This window comes from Mucilaginibacter sp. P5_A4 (assembly GCF_056400605.1).
The window spans coordinates 36,611-54,523 of the sequence record NZ_JBFUKX010000003.1 but is presented as its reverse complement, the minus strand read 5'-3'; the positions used below and the strand labels follow the sequence as shown (position 1 = coordinate 54,523).

The 17,913-nt window shown below is 43.6% G+C and carries 17 protein-coding genes and 1 tRNA gene; 5 read left to right on the top strand and 13 right to left on the bottom strand.

Annotated features, from left to right (window positions below; all coding sequences use genetic code 11):
* Positions 1-13 precede the first annotated feature (13 nt).
* From AC1DQW_RS03115 to AC1DQW_RS03100, 4 genes are all read left to right on the top strand, one after another.
* On the top strand, positions 14-1,243 hold the full coding sequence (locus tag AC1DQW_RS03115) for an RNA polymerase sigma factor (RefSeq protein ID WP_477452807.1): 1,230 nt from the start codon (positions 14-16) through the stop codon (positions 1,241-1,243).
* A 40-nt stretch (positions 1,244-1,283) separates the two neighbouring features.
* On the top strand, positions 1,284-1,628 hold the full coding sequence (locus tag AC1DQW_RS03110) for a TfoX/Sxy family protein (protein ID WP_477452806.1): 345 nt from the start codon (positions 1,284-1,286) through the stop codon (positions 1,626-1,628).
* A gap of 170 nt (positions 1,629-1,798) precedes the next feature.
* Complete coding sequence (locus AC1DQW_RS03105) at positions 1,799-2,656, top strand: helix-turn-helix domain-containing protein (RefSeq protein WP_477452805.1); 858 nt, start codon at positions 1,799-1,801, stop codon at positions 2,654-2,656.
* 35 nt (positions 2,657-2,691) lie between these two features.
* Positions 2,692-5,157, top strand: coding sequence for a TonB-dependent receptor (locus tag AC1DQW_RS03100; protein WP_477452804.1), 2,466 nt, complete (start codon positions 2,692-2,694; stop codon positions 5,155-5,157).
* A 30-nt stretch (positions 5,158-5,187) separates the two neighbouring features.
* Here AC1DQW_RS03100 and AC1DQW_RS03095 read toward each other — a convergent pair whose 3' ends face one another.
* From AC1DQW_RS03095 to AC1DQW_RS03060, 8 genes are all read right to left on the bottom strand, one after another.
* On the bottom strand, positions 5,188-7,236 hold the full coding sequence (locus tag AC1DQW_RS03095; protein ID WP_477452803.1) for a copper-translocating P-type ATPase: 2,049 nt from the start codon (positions 7,234-7,236) through the stop codon (positions 5,188-5,190).
* 33 nt (positions 7,237-7,269) lie between these two features.
* Positions 7,270-9,531: a multicopper oxidase domain-containing protein gene (locus AC1DQW_RS03090; RefSeq protein ID WP_477452802.1), complete on the bottom strand. Its 2,262-nt coding sequence runs from the start codon at positions 9,529-9,531 to the stop codon at positions 7,270-7,272.
* A gap of 43 nt (positions 9,532-9,574) precedes the next feature.
* The gene (locus AC1DQW_RS03085) at positions 9,575-10,090 is read right to left on the bottom strand and encodes a DUF3347 domain-containing protein (protein ID WP_477452801.1); all 516 of its coding nucleotides are present in this window, start codon (positions 10,088-10,090) and stop codon (positions 9,575-9,577) included.
* A gap of 33 nt (positions 10,091-10,123) precedes the next feature.
* Positions 10,124-10,687 (bottom strand): helix-turn-helix domain-containing protein, encoded by a 564-nt coding sequence (locus tag AC1DQW_RS03080; RefSeq protein ID WP_477452800.1) that lies wholly within the window; start codon positions 10,685-10,687, stop codon positions 10,124-10,126.
* A gap of 72 nt (positions 10,688-10,759) precedes the next feature.
* A complete protein-coding gene (locus tag AC1DQW_RS03075; RefSeq protein ID WP_477452799.1) occupies positions 10,760-11,161 on the bottom strand; it encodes an HYC_CC_PP family protein in 402 nt (133 codons plus the stop codon).
* Positions 11,162-11,292: 131 nt separating this feature from the next.
* A complete protein-coding gene (locus AC1DQW_RS03070; RefSeq protein ID WP_477452798.1) occupies positions 11,293-11,505 on the bottom strand; it encodes a heavy-metal-associated domain-containing protein in 213 nt (70 codons plus the stop codon).
* A 333-nt stretch (positions 11,506-11,838) separates the two neighbouring features.
* On the bottom strand, positions 11,839-12,456 hold the full coding sequence (locus tag AC1DQW_RS03065) for a hypothetical protein (protein ID WP_477452797.1): 618 nt from the start codon (positions 12,454-12,456) through the stop codon (positions 11,839-11,841).
* A gap of 10 nt (positions 12,457-12,466) precedes the next feature.
* Positions 12,467-12,823 (bottom strand): VOC family protein, encoded by a 357-nt coding sequence (locus tag AC1DQW_RS03060; protein WP_477403409.1) that lies wholly within the window; start codon positions 12,821-12,823, stop codon positions 12,467-12,469.
* Positions 12,824-13,018: 195 nt separating this feature from the next.
* Here AC1DQW_RS03060 and AC1DQW_RS03055 point away from each other — a divergent pair, with 195 nt between their 5' ends.
* Complete coding sequence (locus tag AC1DQW_RS03055; protein WP_477452796.1) at positions 13,019-13,390, top strand: hypothetical protein; 372 nt, start codon at positions 13,019-13,021, stop codon at positions 13,388-13,390.
* A 25-nt stretch (positions 13,391-13,415) separates the two neighbouring features.
* On the opposite strand, the gene AC1DQW_RS03050 is transcribed toward AC1DQW_RS03055, so the two are convergent.
* The 5 genes from AC1DQW_RS03050 to AC1DQW_RS03030 all read right to left on the bottom strand — a co-directional run bounded on the left by AC1DQW_RS03050 (position 13,416) and on the right by AC1DQW_RS03030 (position 17,913).
* Positions 13,416-14,111: a DUF2461 domain-containing protein gene (locus tag AC1DQW_RS03050; protein ID WP_477452795.1), complete on the bottom strand. Its 696-nt coding sequence runs from the start codon at positions 14,109-14,111 to the stop codon at positions 13,416-13,418.
* Between the two features lie 4 nt (positions 14,112-14,115).
* On the bottom strand, positions 14,116-15,288 hold the full coding sequence (locus tag AC1DQW_RS03045) for a metallophosphoesterase (protein WP_477452794.1): 1,173 nt from the start codon (positions 15,286-15,288) through the stop codon (positions 14,116-14,118).
* A gap of 151 nt (positions 15,289-15,439) precedes the next feature.
* Entirely contained in the window at positions 15,440-16,213 is a 774-nt protein-coding gene (gene xth, locus AC1DQW_RS03040) for an exodeoxyribonuclease III (protein WP_477452793.1), read from the bottom strand.
* A gap of 132 nt (positions 16,214-16,345) precedes the next feature.
* Positions 16,346-16,418: transfer RNA gene (locus AC1DQW_RS03035), tRNA-Cys, on the bottom strand.
* Positions 16,419-16,473: 55 nt separating this feature from the next.
* Entirely contained in the window at positions 16,474-17,913 is a 1,440-nt protein-coding gene (locus AC1DQW_RS03030) for a SusD/RagB family nutrient-binding outer membrane lipoprotein (RefSeq protein WP_477452792.1), read from the bottom strand.

Below are 17,913 nucleotides of genomic sequence, written 5' to 3'. Positions count from 1 at the left end.
CATTTTACCTGTAATGAACAAAACTGAACTATTACCTCATCTATTCCGTACCGAATACCGCAAAATAGTATCGGTACTTTATAAGCATTTCGGTTTTGAACACCCCGAAATTGCCGAGGATATAGCCAGTGAAACTTTTTTGAGCGCCGCCGAAACCTGGGGGCTTAAAGGCTTGCCAGATAACCCGGTAGGCTGGCTTTACGCGGTAGCCCGCAACAGGGCAAAAGACCACTTAAAGCGAAACAAGATCTTTGACCAAAAGGTTGCACCTATACTTCAATTTGCACACCAGGATTATACGGAATTTGAAATTGACCTGTCTGAAGAGCATATCAGGGACAGCCAGCTGCAGTTGATGTTTGCCATTTGCCAGCCTGTTTTGGCTACCGAAGCACAAATTAGCCTGGCGTTACGCATTCTTTGCGGGTTTGGGATTGATGAAATTGCCGATGCTTTTTTATCAAACAAAACAACTATCAACAAGCGCTTATTCAGGGCGAAGGAAAAACTGAGGGAGCAAAAGGTTAAAATTGAGTTTCCGGCTGCAGCCGAGATCAATGCAAGGCTGCAAACTGTTTTAACTACTTTGTATTTATTGTTTAACGAAGGCTACTATTCTACCAGCCAAGATACAACACTGCGCAGGGATCTTTGTTTAGAGGCCATGCGCCTTAACTACCTGCTGATAGAAAACGAGACTACCAACCTGCCCGAAACAAATGCCCTGATGGCGCTGATGTGTTTCCACTCGTCGCGCTTTGATGCCCGTACTGATGAGCATGGTGAAATGATCCGCTATGATGACCAGGATACCAATCTTTGGAATGAAGAACTGATTGAAAAAGGGAAACACTATCTCAACCTGGCATCCAGGGGTAATCAAATAAAAAAATACCACCTTGAAGCCGCGATAGCTTACTGGCACACCATTAAGGATGATACTACCGAAAAATGGGAAAGCATTTTACAGCTGTACAACCGCCTGCTGCAAATTGCCTACTCACCTGCCGTTGCGCTGAACCGCACCTATGCCTTATATAAATCCCGTGGCAAACAGGAAGCAATAATTGAAGCCGAAAAGCTAAAGCTTACCGATAACCATCTATATCATGTTTTATTGGGGCACCTCTATAAAGATGTGGACAAACAAATAGCCATTAGCCATTTGCAAACGGCACTAAAACTTGCCAAAACCGGCAGCGAAAAAAGCAGGATCAATAAAGACATTGAACAATTGGTTTGAAATTCGGTTTCCCTATTTTTATATATTCAATTATATCAATATGGCTTATAACGAACAATTGGTTAACCGGGTACGCGAAGCCCTGATCCATCAACCGGTGGTTGAGGAGGTAAAAATGTTCCAGGGTTTATGCTTTATGGTTGATGATAAAATGTGTATCTGCATCCGCGATAATGGCCTGCTTTGTCGTATTGGCCGGGATCAGGCTGCAATTGAATTAGAAACCGGCGATTGCCGCCAGATGATTCACGGCAGCCGCGTAATGAAGGATTTTGTTTGGGTAGACGGGGATGACGTGCATGCCGGCAAAAAGTTTGAACATTGGATAGCATTGGCTTTACAGTTTAATAAAATAGCAAAAAAGAGCAAGGGGAAAAAAGCTTAAAGCTTAAGGCCGAAGGCTTAAAGCTTGCCTTAATCTTTTGTCAGGCTATACAGAGCGAAGAGGGTGGCGAATAACTCTTTATCCAATAAAGCGATAAAGCTGTTGATTATTGATGATGATTTTTTGAAATCAGATGATTAAAAAACACAATTGTTACCTTCGTTACAATTATGAACGGCATCCCAGTTAAATCCAAAATAAAAGCCGACCAGGTTTTAAAGATCAGTCTGTTTAAAGAAGTGATCAAGCCGACAGTTCCGCATAAGCATGCCAGTTATTTTGAGTTAATAATATTGAGCCGGGGGGCCGGTTATCACGTAATTGACGATCAGACTTTTGATGTTTTGCCACCAACTGTTTATTTCTTAAAACCAGGTCAAACGCATTGCTGGAATTTTTCGCAAATACCTAAAGGATATGTGATACTTTTCAGGGAGGAACTATTAAGCAAAGAGGATCTGGCCATTATTTACCAGCTGAATACCTGCATCACCGTATCAGATCCCGTTGGCTTTTTCCAATTAACAGATACCTTTTGCAGCGATTACAATCATGATACAACAAACTTAAAATTGTTGAAAGCTTATTTGCATCTCGTTCTGCTTAAGATCTCCTCTTACTCATCTCCTGTAAGTGAAAAACCTTTCCAGGCAGTTTATTACCAGTTTAAAAACCTGATCAATGAAAATTACGAACGGGTAAATAAGGTACAGGATTATGCCGGCCTTTTAAATATCTCAACTGCGCAATTGAATTTAATCTGCAAACAAATCAGCGGTAAAACTCCATCTGCAATCATTAACGAACGCATCCTGTTGGAGTCAAAAACCTTGCTGGCAGTTACAGGCCAGTCAATCAAAGAAATTGCTCTTTATCTGCAGTTTGCCGATACATCTCATTTTGTTAAATTTTTTAAAGCAAATACTAACCTAACCCCTGGCCAATACCGGGAACTTGCACTAATCAGCGCTAATAAAAGCACTAATTATACCTTGAATGATGAGCAAACTACCGTAGCACAGGGTTAAATATTTTTATTATTGCAGTTTACCTTAGGGCTGTTATGAATAGATCTGCATTTGTTTTTCTTACGCTTCTTTTTCTAAAACTTAACCTGTTTGCCCAGGTCGCCTCTATTAAAGGTCATGTAACCGATGGCCAAAGTAAATTGCCGGTAGAATATGCAAGTGCAGCCTTATTTAAACTCTCAGATTCATCCCTCGTGGCCGGAACGGTTACCAAAGGCAATGGCGAATTTCAACTGGTTAATATTCCGGCGGGCACTTATCGGCTTAAAGTCGTTTTCATTGGCTACACAACTAAATACATCAAGCCTGTATCTGTTGTAAACGGGCAGCAGTTGGATTTAGGCCAGGTGCTATTGAGCCCGGGCAATAAAATGCTGAGCGAAGTAAAGGTTTCGGGGCAGGCTGCCAATGCCGCAAACAAAATTGACAAACAAAGTTACAATGCGGGACAATTTGAATCGGCCAGGGGCGGCTCGGCTATTGATGTGCTGAAAAATCTACCCGCTGTTGCGGTAAACGGCGAGGGAGAGATCAGCGTTCGCGGCTCAACGGCATTTATGGTATTGGTAAATGGCAAGCCTGTGCTAACCGATGCCCAAACCGTTTTATCGCAATTGCCGGCCAATGTTATTGCCAACATCGAACTAATTACCGCCCCATCTGCTAAATATGATCCGGATGGCAGGGGTGGCATAGTCAATATCATTACTAAGAAAGGTGCAAACGATGGCATAACCATTGCAGCTAATATTCAGGGCGGCTTACCCAGCACAACCGATTACGGCAACAAAGAAAAGCCGCTGAGATTTGGAGGCGACCTTACCTTTAATTACAAAAGAGATAAATGGGCTGTTTCTGTTGGCGGGAATTATAACCGGAACGATAATGCCGGTTATCGCGAAGGTGAGGCATATACAAAAAACTTTGTTAACAACACCATTACCAGGTTTCCATCAAACGGAGAACGAAGTTTTATAAAGTATAATTATGCAGGCCGTGCTACCATAAGTTACACTGCTGATGAAAACAATGTACTTTCTGGCGGATTGCTGATAGGCAAACGATACCAGGCCCGCCGGGCCGACCTTTTATACAACAATACCACATCAAACCTAAATGACAATGCGCTAATAAAAAGCACCACCTATTACAACTCAAATCTGCAGACCAAGGAAGGTGATTTTGCTTTGGCAAATTTTGATTATACCCATACCTTCAACAGTAAATCAACCCTTACAGCCGGCATTATTTATGAGCACGCCAATTTGTTTGGCAACACCAAAAACAGGAATTTAAAATACCCCAATACAACCGATACTATACAATATGTATACAACCCCTACAAAAGGCCAATCAGTGGTTATCGTTTTAAGCTTGATTATGGAGTTAACATTGGTAAAGGGAAATTGGAAAGCGGGTACCAGTTAAGATATGACACGCAGGACGGCCAGTTTGATTACCTTGTTACGCCTGCTACCTCTCAGCCGGATGCAGCACGTTTCCAGGGAAATCTTCATGCGGAGAATGAAATTAATGCTTTTTACACACAATATTCGGGGAAAATACAAAAACTTGAATACAACGGTGGCTTACGTTATGAATATGCTACACGCTCGGTCGCGCTTTCCTACGATGCTAATGTTCACCGGCTTAACCTGTCAAATTTTTTTCCTTCGGCCAGTTTGTTGTATAGCCTTACCGATAGCTGGAAAATAAAGGCCGGCTATAGTAAACGTATTAACCGTACAACAAACTCAGAACTAAACCCTATTCCCGAACGTGAACATTCAGAAACATTGGAAGAGGGCGATCCCGACCTGCTGCCTGAATTTATTGACCTCGCCGAGTTAGGTTTGATCAGAAATTTTACCAAAGGTTCCTTTTTTACTACACTCTATTATCAGCACATTAAAAACCCTATTCAGCGGCTAAACAGTGTTTATGCCGATACGATACTTAACCGGGTGTATACCAACGCGGGCAATGCCCGTTTATTTGGCCTGGAGGCCGGTACAAATTTACAACCCGTTAAATGGTGGAGCCTTTATATTGGCGCCAATATTTATAATTATAAAATTAATGGCAACATACAAATTTTGGATACGCCTACTACCATAGCCAACAAGAACTGGGCTTATACCATCAATGCCAACACCAGCTTTCAACTAAGCCATACTTTAAGCTTACAGGGAAATGTAAATTACCTGTCCAGGCGTCCAACTGCCCAGGGAGAAGACTCGCAGTTTTTTGTACCAAGCACTTCGGTTAAAAAAACTTTTATTAACGGTCGTCTATCAGCTTCACTACAGTGGCAAAACATAAACTTAGGGATGTTGGGAGCCAGTAAACAACGTATTACTACCTCCGGGCCTAACTTTTATACATCTACAAATTATATTTATGAAACAGATGTGTTCCTGATAAATCTCAGTTTTAATTTAAACAAGTTCACCAGCAAATTAAAACTGCCAACCAGTGAAATTGGTGATAAGGAATTTTAATTGTTGTGAATGATCTTTATAATAATCCGTTTAATTACGGGTAGATGATTTTACTTTTAGTAAGCTTGCATTAATGGCAACAACTACGGTACTTACGGTCATTAAAGCTGCGCCCAACGCAGGGCTCAATACAATCCCCTGGTTATATAATACACCTGCAGCCAATGGCAAAGCTATAACATTATAACCGGTTGCCCATGCCAGGTTTTGTATCATCTTGCGGTAGGTTGCTTTGCCAAAAAGTATCAAACTCACTATATCCTTTGGATTGCTGTTCACCAAAACAATCCCTGCGGTTTCTGCGGCAATGTCACTGCCAGAACCTACTGCGATACCAATATCAGCCTGTGCCAATGCAGGTGCATCATTTACACCGTCGCCAGTCATGGCTACAAACTCACCTTTACTTTGAAGCTCTTTTATCTTCTCTAATTTTTGATGTGGCAATACTTCGGCAATGAAGTTATCCATACCCAAAGTATTACTTACACTACCAGCTACTTTACTGTTATCTCCTGTAAGTAATATGGATTTGATACCTTCTTCTCTTAGTGTTTGAATGGCTGCTTTAGACTCGGGTCGGATTTTATCCGACAAAGCAATATATCCGGTCAATGCTTTATCAACCATCAGAAATATTACTGTCTCTGTATCATCCGAATTAAAACCAACAGGGACTTGAATGCTATGTTCTTTCAAATAACCCGGACTAACCACCATTATTTTGCTGCCCTCTACCGTAGCTTCTACACCCTGGCCGGTAATGGCGTTAAAGTTTTCTGCTGCCGGTATACTCACAGACCAATCTTTTCCTTTTTTCAGGATGCCGGTGGCAATGGGATGTTCTGATTTTTGTTCCAATGCGGAGGCCAACCGAATAATATCCTTTTCGTTCAGCTCTTTATTTAATGACACTACTTTCGATACTTCAAATTTGCCGAAAGTAAGCGTACCTGTTTTATCAAATACAATTGTTGTGATTTTGCGCGAATTTTCAAAAGCAGTACGATTTTTGATCAAAAGGCCATGCTGTGCCGATAACGAAGTGGATTTGGCAACTACCAGCGGGACAGCCAAACCTAAAGCATGAGGGCAGCAAATAACAATAACGGTTACCATCCTTTCCATCGCAAAAGCCAACTCTTTTCCGTCTGCCAGCCAAAAAACAAAAGTGCCAATACCAGCAAGCAGGGCAATAATAGTTAGCCATCGGGCAGCCTTATCAGCCAGTAATTGTGTATTGGATTTAGCATCCTGCGCGTTTTTAACCAGTGTGATCACCTTTGACAAATAGGAATCTTCTCCGCTGTGTGTCACCTTTATTTTTAAAGCTCCATTGCCATTTACCGATCCTGCAATTACTTCCTGCCCCTTAGTTTTCCGTACAGGCGTCGATTCTCCGGTCAGCATGGATTCATTCAAATAACTTTCGCCATCTTCAATCATGCCATCGGCGGCTATCTTTTCACCAGGTTTAACTAAAATAACATCATTCTCTTTTAAGCTGTCCGTTCTTACGTCTTCGGTAACATCTCCTTTAAACAGGTGAGCTTCCGCGGGCATTAACTGCACCAGTAATTCCAGTTCGCGGGAGGCCCCCGCTACAGACCGCATTTCAATCCAGTGGCCTAACAGCATAATCAGGATCAGTGTTGTCAGTTCCCAAAAGAAATCCATTCCCTTTAAACCAAATACCGTAGCTGCGCTGTACCCATAGGCCACACTAATGGCAAAACCAATCAGCGTCATCATACCGGGATTCTTTGTGCGGAGCTCGCTGAACCATCCGGTTAAAAAAGGCCAGCCTCCGTAAATAAAAACGATGGTTGAAAGGGCAAAAAGCACGTAACCAGAACCGGCAAACCTGATGTACAGGTGCAGCCATTGCTGAATCATTGCAGAAAGCAACATGACGGGGATAGTAAGAAATAGCACTACATAAAACCGTTTTTTGAAATCAGCAATCATCATGGCATGATGATCATGACCGGCCATACTCATGGAAGTTTTGGTGGCATGATGCATGTGCTTGTGGTCCATTTGATCCATATCCATACGTTTTTCGCTTTGGTGCTCCATTTTTTTCGATTTTTGATATTCCTGATAATGCAATTAGTAAGTCAGGGTCAAACCACCGCCCGGCCCCATATCACTATCATAATGGCCCGACACTGAAAAATATTTGGTAACGATATACCTTAAACCCGCCGTGTATTCTTTATCCGTATTACCCATAAGCGTAAGCCTTAAACGGCTGGCTAACGGTATATCTTCCCGGCCTAACTGGAACCTGAATTTGCCATTACCATCAACTCTTGCATCGGCAACAAACAGCATTGGCAAAGTATAGGCCAAACCCGCAACTACAGTTTTCCTGTTATTTTTATTACTCACCTGGCCAAACAGGTTCTTTTCCTGCTCATTTGTTTTTTTATAGTGATAATCAAAACCGGCATAGCCGTACAGCCATTGCATCTGCCCAAAATAGCGGCCAACCATGGTTTCACTTTCATAGCCCTTTGTGCCGTTTATTCCCAGGTGCCACATGGTGGATAGTTTCCAGCGGGTATTTGCAAAACTTAAATTTCCATCGCTGCCATTGCTTTCCAAACCAACTTTGGCCATCGCGAAAAATCGCCGGTCATCAGCATAAACCTTTTTTATGGAACTGGCAGGATCGGGAAGCTCGGGGTTTGGCGGCGAATTTTCATAGCTGAATATACGCCCCATACCACTCATCATATGGTAAAGAATATGGCAGTGGAAAAACCAGTCGCCGCTTTCTGTAGGAGCAAATTCAATAGTGTCCGTTTCCATCGGCATAATATCCAGCGTATTTTTTAACGGCGCATAATCACCCTGCCCGTTCAACACCCTAAAATAATGGCCGTGTAAGTGCATGGGGTGGCGCATCATGGTATTATTGTACATGATGATCCGCACGTTTTCGCCCTTTTTAATCAGGATTTTATCCGCCTCCGAAACTGTTTTGTTATTGATGGTCCAAACATAACGGTTCATATTACCGGTAAGGTTAAAACGCAGCAATTTCATGGGCCCCGCCGGCAAACTGGTAGGTTTAACGGCTTTTAACATGCCGTAATTAAGGGTTACCAGGTCGGCATTATTTCCCATGTCCATGCCAGGCATATCTTCCATTTTCTTATTGCCTGTAGCGGTATCCTTTTTCATGGCATCATCACCATTTATTTCCGGGTACATAACCGTGTTCATGTCCATCACCTGGTTGGTCATTACCATACCATCCATCATTTTCATGTTGCCGTCCATACCCATCATATCGTTCATCATCTTCATCCCCTCAAAATATTTAAGCCTGGGCAAGGGTTTTGCTTTCACCTGGGGCCCGCTCCCTAACCATAAGGATGTAGCGCGGGTCCTGTCCTCGGCGGTAGCTAAAAATTCGTAGCTGCCATCTTTGGGTATGGTAACTACCACATCATAAGTTTCGGCAACTGCTATAATCAGCCTGTCTGCCTGTACCGGCTGTACGTCTTCACCGTCATTGGCCACAACAGTGATTTTGCCACCCGCATATTTTAGCCAGAAATAAGTGGATGAGCTGCCATTTACAATATGCAGCTTTACCTCGTCACCTTTTTTAAACTGAGGAGCCTTACTTATAGCCTTTCCATTACTAAAAAAGCGATCGTAGTAAACGTCGCTTACATCCATGGCAACCATTCTCTTCCACTCATTGGTTAGTTTTGTTTTGAAGTGACCTTCGGCAATTGCTTCCGCATAATTTTGCGTGCTGCCTTTACGTATGGCATACCAATCTGTTTGGTTATGTAATGATCGTTCTACCTGGTCGGGGTTTTCGTTCGTCCAGTCGCTAAGCAGTAAAGTATATTCCTTTTGCGTAACTTGTTGTTTGGGGCGAATTATAAAAGCGCCGTACATCCCACTTTGCTGCTGGGTCATGGTATGTGAGTGATACCAGTAAGTACCATGCTGCACCAGGGGAAATTTATAAAAGTGGGTTTCACCGGGGTTAACAGGCGCTGTTGTAAGGTAAGAAACACCATCATAGCGGTTAGGCAATATCAGCCCATGCCAGTGAATAGAGGTTTCCATCATCATTTCATTATGCACATAGATCTCGGCGGTATCACCCTCCGTAAATTCTAATGCTGGAGCAGGTATACTGCTGTTAATAGCCATAGCCGGCCTTGGTTTTCCCGTATAGTTAACTGTTGTATCTGCTATATATAAATGATAAATCTCCCGTTTTCCAATCTTAGTATAAAATGGTTTGCGCATTACTTTCTCATTCATTTTCATGCCGCCATGCTGTGCATAGGCCAATCCGGATAAGAAAAGATTCAGTATAAATGGAATGTATATTTTCATGGTAAAATAAGCTGCCGGATCGTCTCCGGCAGCATTTAGTTAACTATTTGGTTGCCGCAGGAAGCGTTTCCGTGGTTTTTCCGCAGGTAAGCATTTGCTTGCCGTAATAGGGGTTTCTGATGGCAGCGGTTTCACTTAACCAGGTAGCCTTTTTCATGGGGCAGTATTGCTCATAAATTACCGTGCTGTTTAGTTTTAATCCCTTAACAACTTCATAAAGATTTTTAGACAGGCTGGTGAAATGTTCGCGCTGGTGATCCAAAGCCGCACTTTCGCTGATGTGCCTGCTGTCGAACTGTAGTTTTTCCATATACGTCATCCAGAGTTTATGCTGATCGGGGGTTAGTTTCCCCATTGGCACAGCGGTGATGGCTGCCAGTAAATCTTTTGCTTTGCTTTGGGTAACGGCATTATTATCTGATACGAGTGCATTTTTAACACTCAGGTAGGCGGTTACCACATTATTTATGGCACTGCCCCCGGTAAGCTCCTGGGCTTTGGCCTGTGTAGAGGCTATTATTAAAGTTAAAGCCAATAGCAATGTTTTTACGGTTTTCATGATGTATGATTTTAAATGTTTTTGAATTTAATTCTATAATTTATCAATCGGTTTGCGGCTATTGATTGTTGTGGATTTGAATTGGCTGGGTGTAATGCCGGTAATACTTTTAAACTGCGCAGATAAATGTGCGCTGCTGCTATAGCCTATTTGCCAGGCAATTTCATTCAGGTTTAACGCTCCATATTGCAACAGCTCTTTTACCTTTTCAACCTTTTGTTGAATAATATATTTTTCAATCGTAGTATCTTCATGTTCCGAGAACCGGCGGCTTAAATAAGCGTAGTCCCTGTTTAATTTACCGGCAAGCAAGCTTGAAAAATTAATATTACTTTCGGCGAGGTTTGAATAATGCACCGCCCGGATGATGATGTTCTTTATTAGTTCAATCAGCTTATCTTTTTCACTGTCAATCAATTCAAAACCAAGCAACTTTAGGGCCGATGCAATTTCTGTGAGTTTACTTTCGTCCGGCTCAGGATTTATGGTTACCACACCCAGGCTTATACTGCTAACTTCCAGTTTTAAGTTTTCGAGCTGTTGGTGAACAACCATAATACAGCGGTCGCAAACCATATTTTTAATATGTAATGTCATGTTTTTCTTCAGGCTATATAGTAAATCAAAGACAATAGATGTCCTGTCCGCAATGGGTGCGGTTAAGCCTGATCAGATCTGAAGAGAGCGTAATTGAATGGAAAGCGCTTTTCCGGATTTCCCTGGTGGTGCTTTGCTGTCTGTCCAGGTGTAATTGCTTACCACTAGTTTATGCACTCCCCACCCGGTCAAAATTGGGTAATTAACTAAAACAGCTATCTGCGAAAACTGGTAATCAAATCCTGGTTTCAGGTTTTCCTTGATCACATATTCGCCATGTTTTTTACAGCAGCCGCAATCACCGCCGCCTGTACAGTGTTTTTTATGCTGATGCTCATTTGCCTTTGCATGCCCCATTTGCATGGGTGATTTTTCGGTCATGATTTCGGCAGCGCAATGCACAATACAAACAAACATCCCTGTTGTAAGTAACAGGTAAAATGCTGCCATACTAAGAATTGCTGTTTTTTTCATAGGATAACAAAGTTATCAGCTTACAGAATAAGGTATTTATAGAATTCTGTAATTATATTATAAAATTACGCAAAACGTATTACAATTAAAAATCGATAGCACGGGCGTTGGGGGATACTGACTTTTAACGTTTAAACCATCTCGGCATTGTATCCTTTTTGTTTTAAGGCGCTGATGATTTCTGCTGATGATATTCCGGCATTGGATTGAACGGAAAGTATTTTATCAGGATTGTCGGTATCTACCTCCCACTTGTCTACCCCTTTCAGGTTATTTAAAGCCGGTGTAACAGCAACAACACAACCGCCACAATGTATATTTGTTTTGAATTTGAAAGTTTCCATATAGATATTATTATTAATATTAAAGATTATGATCGCACCGACTGCTGCATATTTCAAGGCTGTGTTATTTTAGGGTGAAGGCAGTCTTTATTGATTGTATTTCTGGAATCCCCTTTGCTTTTTCTATCTTTTTTTGAGCACCTATCATGGTTTCAACACTTGATCCGCAGAAAACGCATATCATCCAGGTAACGGGAAATGTAGCATTGTAATTGTTGTGTTTCCATTGGTGCTGATATTTCAACACCACAAAATTACCACTGCCAACAGGTTTTAATTTTACAGGATTTTGATAAAGATTTATAAAATTAGGTGAACGATGGAATAAACAGTTCAGTAATTGATGGCAATTTTCGGCTTGTAACCGGCCCCGAAAGCGTTAACTGTAGATTGGGGCGTTAACACTGTCACTTCTGTAGCTTTTGGCAATTGCTGCTTTTTGTCATAGCCGGCAGGCGTCCATCGATAAACGTGATTATCAGCTAAAATATAAGGCTGGCCATCCAGTTCAATAAAGGTACCATCGGGCAAGCCCTCAATAGTTGTTTTAAACGTTACTTTATTGCCGTTTTTCGCTATCCTCTCCTCGTGCAAAACCTGGTCTATTTTAGCGATAGGTACTTTGCTATCAAACCCGAATTTGGGATTGCCGTTGAGCCAGGCCGCTTTAAAACGATTAGCATCATCCCGGCGACATTCAAAGCAGGGCCGGTGCCCGGCTGCAAACGCTGTAGCTTCATCCAGAAAGAATAATTCTGTCCAAAGGTTTGGCGACATCACCTCGCGGTGCCTGCCCTTAAATTCCAGCAGGCAGATGATCCATGCCTGGTGTTTAAAGGGGCGCAGGATAGTTTTACCACTGCCGTGCAATTGCCCGCGGTTACCCAGCCAGGCGCCACGGGCGCTCGTTTTGATTATATTCCCTTGCGGATCGACGCGGTTTTGTAGCATAGTCAACTCATTAATCACAGTTGGTATTGTGACCAATCCGCAGGATATGTCCATCCGGATCTTTCACCAGCATTTCCCGCATAAACCAGGGTTTGTCTTCGGGAACGGCCAGGATTACGGCGCCCTTTGCTTTAATGGCATCGTAATATCCATCAACATTAGTCACGTTGAGGCAAAGCCAGGTTCCAGGGTGCCCCTGGTTGCCTTTACAAAAGAAAATAGTAGTATCACCGGTCAGCACCCCACCGAATGTCGGTGGATCATCCCAGGTCCATTTTTCTTCAAAACCCAACACCTCCGTGTAATAAGTCAGGCTGCGCGAAACATCATCGGAATAAAGAACAGGTATTACAGATTCTATTTTCATACGCCATTGTTTACACGAATTTACTATATATATTAGAAATCGGTCCAATCGCTTTTACCCGACCAGGCTAAGCTTCATAACTTAAAGTTAGGCAAGCGAAAAAAGGGGTTGGAATACTTTACAGGAAGCGCGATTTTACCGATCAATTCCCGCTAATGGTATTCGTTATCTCATTAAGCTATACCTTTACAGCTTATGGCACGGACTATTCCTTACGATTTTATACTGGATTATTTGCCGCGTGATGTTGTTGTTAAACAAACGTTTGGCATGTATTATATCTACCTGGATAAAAAGATAGTACTTATCCTGCGCAAGCTTAGCAAAAACCTGAACCTTAATGGAATATGGATTGCCACCACGAAAGAACATCATGAAAGTCTTAAACTTGATATCCCAGCTATTACCGGCTTTGTGCTCGACAATGGTGAAATGCATGATTCAGGCTGGCAGATGATCAGGGAAGACGACGATGATTTTGAAGCATCCGCGATCAGGGTATGTGAGCTTATCTCGCACAGGGACAAAAGAATTGGCAAAGAAACCAACAAGGGCATTTCACTGTAATTAATTTTACAGGCAGTGCTGCTCCTTAATCATATCCCCCATTCACATCGATTGTAAGTACATCGCTCATGTAATCAAAAAACGGACGCATGTTCCTGAATGCCCAACATACCTCCCGGAAGAAATTTTCATTTAAAACTTCCTGATCTGAAAACCGCCTGACGATAAGAAATTGTTTGTAACGCAGTAAATCAATGGCGTCGTGAGTCGGATCGTAACCTTTAGGGCTGGTCTTTATTTGTTCGCCCTCCAGCTTACTAAATGTATTAATAAAAGCAGCACTGCCGAGGATATTGCGTAATGGCCTGGCATCAAAAGCAATATCATCTCTTATCCGTTTTAAATCCTGTGGGTTTGGCCCCCGGAAACCGCCCAAAACAAAACTGTTACCGGGCTCAAAGTTGTAATAATAACCGCCACGGCGGTATTTGGTGGCACGCCGGAAACCGCCGCTCCAGTTTGTTTTAAACGGGGTTTTATCTTTGGAAAAACGGATGTCGCGGTAGATGCGGTGCAGGCTTTTTTTACCTGCAGGTGTTTCGATAACATCATGTGTTTGAAGGTCGTTCAACAAGGCGTCGGCAAAGTGTTCCACCAGGCCGAGCTCTTTTTGATAAGCATCCTTATATGCGGCAAACCACTCGCGGTTATTGTTAGCAGCCAGCATGCGCATAAAATCAAAGCAGGATGCGGGCAGCATAGGATCTGTTACGGGACTCATCGCGCTAAACTAAGGATTTACGTTTTAAAGTGAGCACTGCTATTTCGGGCCAGATGCCCACGCGCCCCTTCAGACCGAGGAACCCAAAACCCCGGTTAACATACAGGTAAAGACCGCTTTTTTGGTAAAGGCCCGCCCATTGTTTGTAAACATATTTGATCGGGCTCCATTTAAAGCCGAATAATTCAAAGCCGAACTGCATCCCATGTGTGTGACCTGCCAGCGTAAGGTGAATTGGCTGGTGATGGCCAAGCGTTACTGCGTCCCAATGCGAAGGGTCATGCGACATCAATATTTTGAAGGCGTTGTCGGGCACGTTGGCTGTAGCCTTTTTGAGATCGCCGTATTTATGAAAACCACCCTTTCCCCAGTTTTCGACACCAATCAATGCTACAGACTGGTCATCTTTCTGAATTGGCATAGACTCGTTAAGGAGTAACTGAAACCCGATTTCCTGGTGCACCTGCTTCAGGCGGTTTAGGTTGGCTTGTTGCGCCGCCTTATTTTCCCATTGTATGTAATCGCCATAATCATGGTTACCAAGTACCGAGTATTTGCCATAAGGTGCTTCCAATTCGGCGAAAGCCGGTATCCATGGATCCATTTCGGTCGCCGTGTTGTTAACCAGGTCGCCGGTAAAAAGGATCAGGTCGCTATTTTGCGCGTTAACCAGGTCAAGTCCTTTTTGTACTCCCCGCCTATCGCTGAAACTGCCGGAATGAATGTCAGATAACTGGGTAATGGTAAAACCGTCAAAGGTTTCGGGCAAATCATCAAAATAAAGTGTCTCCCGCCGAACTTTATAGTAATGACGCCCACGCGTAATGCCAAACAGCAATAACCCGAAAAGCACCGCGGCTAAGATCAGCACAAACTCGCTTACACCATAGCTGCGCGGCGGGAAGCCCCGGAACACGCGGGTGAAATCTTCGAGCACCATAACTATGGAGCCCACCAGCTTGGGTACAAAAGAGAGCAGCATCAGCGCCATCAGCCAGGATACGAGTTTGGTTTTCCTGGTCATCACACTAAATAAGATAGTACCCGCCAGTAAGGCGTCAAATAACCAGTAGGCCAGGAATATAAAGGAGTTTTGAGTCAGCGTTTCAACCGCCGTAAAAAAGTAGGTATCAATTATCAGCCATAGCAGTACAATGGCAAGGATTCGTTTCTTCATATACAGCTAAGACGAGCAGGTGCCTGAAACATTTCAAAGACACAAACATAATGGCGTTAAGATGACAAAATGTTTTTTGCGCAAAGATCACTCTGTATCGTCGTTATGGCTTTTTCCTGTCGCTTTATATCCACAGAGGTTGGGCATAGGGTTAAGGTGTTAGTTCGATCCAGACGGGGCAATGATCGCTGGTCTTTTCCCAGCCGCGCACATGGCGGTCTACACCGGCGGCTTTAAGCCGGTCTTTTAATTTTGGACTGAGCAGGAAATGATCGATGCGCAGGCCCGCGTCACGTCCGTAGGCATTACGGAAATAATCATAAAAGGTATAGATCTTTTCGGTAGGATACAATTTCCTAATGGCATCGGTCCAGCCTTGCGTCAACAGGCTATGGAACGCTGCACGGGTTTCGGGGCGGAACAGGGCATCGTCGAGCCAGCGTTCAGGCTTGTAAACATCCTGCTCGGTGGGCATCACGTTATAATCGCCGCATAAAACCACCGGTATCTCCTGGTTAAGCAGATCCAGGGCATGAGCGGCCAGGCGGTCAAACCATTGCAACTTATAGTCAAACTTAGGTCCCGGTGCCGGGTTACCGTTCGGCAGATAGAGGCAGCCGATCATCACACCATTCACCATGGCTTCAATATAGCGGCTGTGCAGATCTTCAGGATCGCCGGGTAATGCACGCCTGGATTCCTGGATATCGCCATTACGGGATAAGATCGCCACGCCGTTCCAACTTTTTTGTCCGTGCCAAATGGCCTTATAACCGGCATCATTGATCGCCTGTTCGGGGAATTTTTCCTGTGGCGCTTTGAGTTCCTGCAAACAAACAACATCCGGCGCGGTTTCTGCCAGCCAGCGGAGTAACACGGGTAGGCGTCCATTAACGCCGTTAACATTATAGGTAGCTATTTTCATTTCACATGATTCAATAGAAAACTAAGTTAAAAAATCAATTGCTATTCTCAATTAATTTTCAATCGTAATCATGCGGGGCAACCTTAAAGGGCTGCTTTTTAAGATGAATGATATTTTAGCATTTTAATAATGAGGCGTGAGGATGGATTCGAACCACCGTAAAGGGTTTTGCAGACCCCCGCCTAAGCCACTCGGCCACTCCGCCTTTTTAAAAAGCGACCATAAAAGGTAGCTACCTAAATATGGCCGCTTACCTGTTTCTAATTTACATCAAACCATAATTTAGTGGTAAGCACATCTGCACCCTGGCTGGCCACCGCCGCTTTATAGTTAGTACCGTTTAATGATTGCTCGGTACCGGGATAAATAAACCTTAATGGCAGTTTGCCACTCAAAGTACCGGCTACAGCGGGCTGTAATTGCGGATAATCAAGCCTGCGCCACTCGGCAAAGGCTTCCAGGCCCTGGCCAAAAAGCGCTATCCATTTTTGTTCGCCTATTGATTTTTTGTAGTTGGTGGCATCGTATTGCACGGCGGGCAGGGCGGTGTAAGTAATAATATCCGCATCGGCAATGCTGTATTGCTTTAGCGAGGCGGTTACCGCCTGTTTGTATAAACCGGCTGCATCGCCGGTAATAAAGCCACGTGCAACAGCTTCGGCCTGGTCAAACAAGGTTTCGGCATAGCTGATGATCACCGCCGGGGCATGCGGCGCCAAAAAGTAAGTTCCCGGTTTTGATGTTTTGGCAAAGCCCAGGTTACTGGCGTCACCAACCAGCAGACCGTTTGGTATCCCCACATAGGTTTGCGGTGTAGCATCTTTGGTTGGGCTGGCATAAACCTTCAGTCGGGGATCATTCAGCGCAACCAATTTATCTACTATAGTTTTACTGATGCGATAGTCATCCCGGGTATCAAACAAATTGCTGATAGGGTTTTGGTTTGGCGAATCTACATAAGTAAACTGCGCGGTTTCGGTATTGGCACTGATGTAGGCGCCGCCTTCTGTCTGGATATCTGCCAAAACCTGTTTAGCTTTCGCGGGTTCCCTATCGGCAATGCGTAAGGCGATGCGCAGGCGCAGCGAGTTGGCAAACTTTTTCCACAGGGCTATATTGTTGCCATAAATAACATCGCCTGCAATGGCTTTGCCCGATGGATCAAGCGCGGTTTGGGCTGCCTTCAAGTCATCCAGTAAAGCAAAATAAACGTCCTTCTGCGTGTCATAAGCCGGTGTAAGGTACTGATCGATATTGGCTGCCTGTTTATAAGGGATATTGCCATAAGCTTCGGTAAGCAAGGTAAACACCCACGAACGCAACACCAGCGCTACGCCCTTGTAATTGGTATTGCCTTGCGCGTCGCCCAGTTTAATGATCTGGTTAAGGTTTACTATACTTTTTGAATAACCAACCGTCCACAATTCCTGGAAAGCGCTGTTACTGTATATATACCTATCAGGATCGGTATATTGAATTTTGGCCCAGTATTGCACAAATAGCAAGCTGGCATCCATGTTATTGGCTGTACCCCAGTAAGTATCGGCGGTGACCTTTGTGGCCGCAGTAAGTAAGTAATCTGGCTGTGCAGTTTGCGCAGCATTAGGATTTTGATTGATCTCAACCAAATCTTTTTTGCAGGATGCAACTGATAGCAAAAGTGCACCTGACAATAATGTAGCTGTATATTTAAGTTTCAT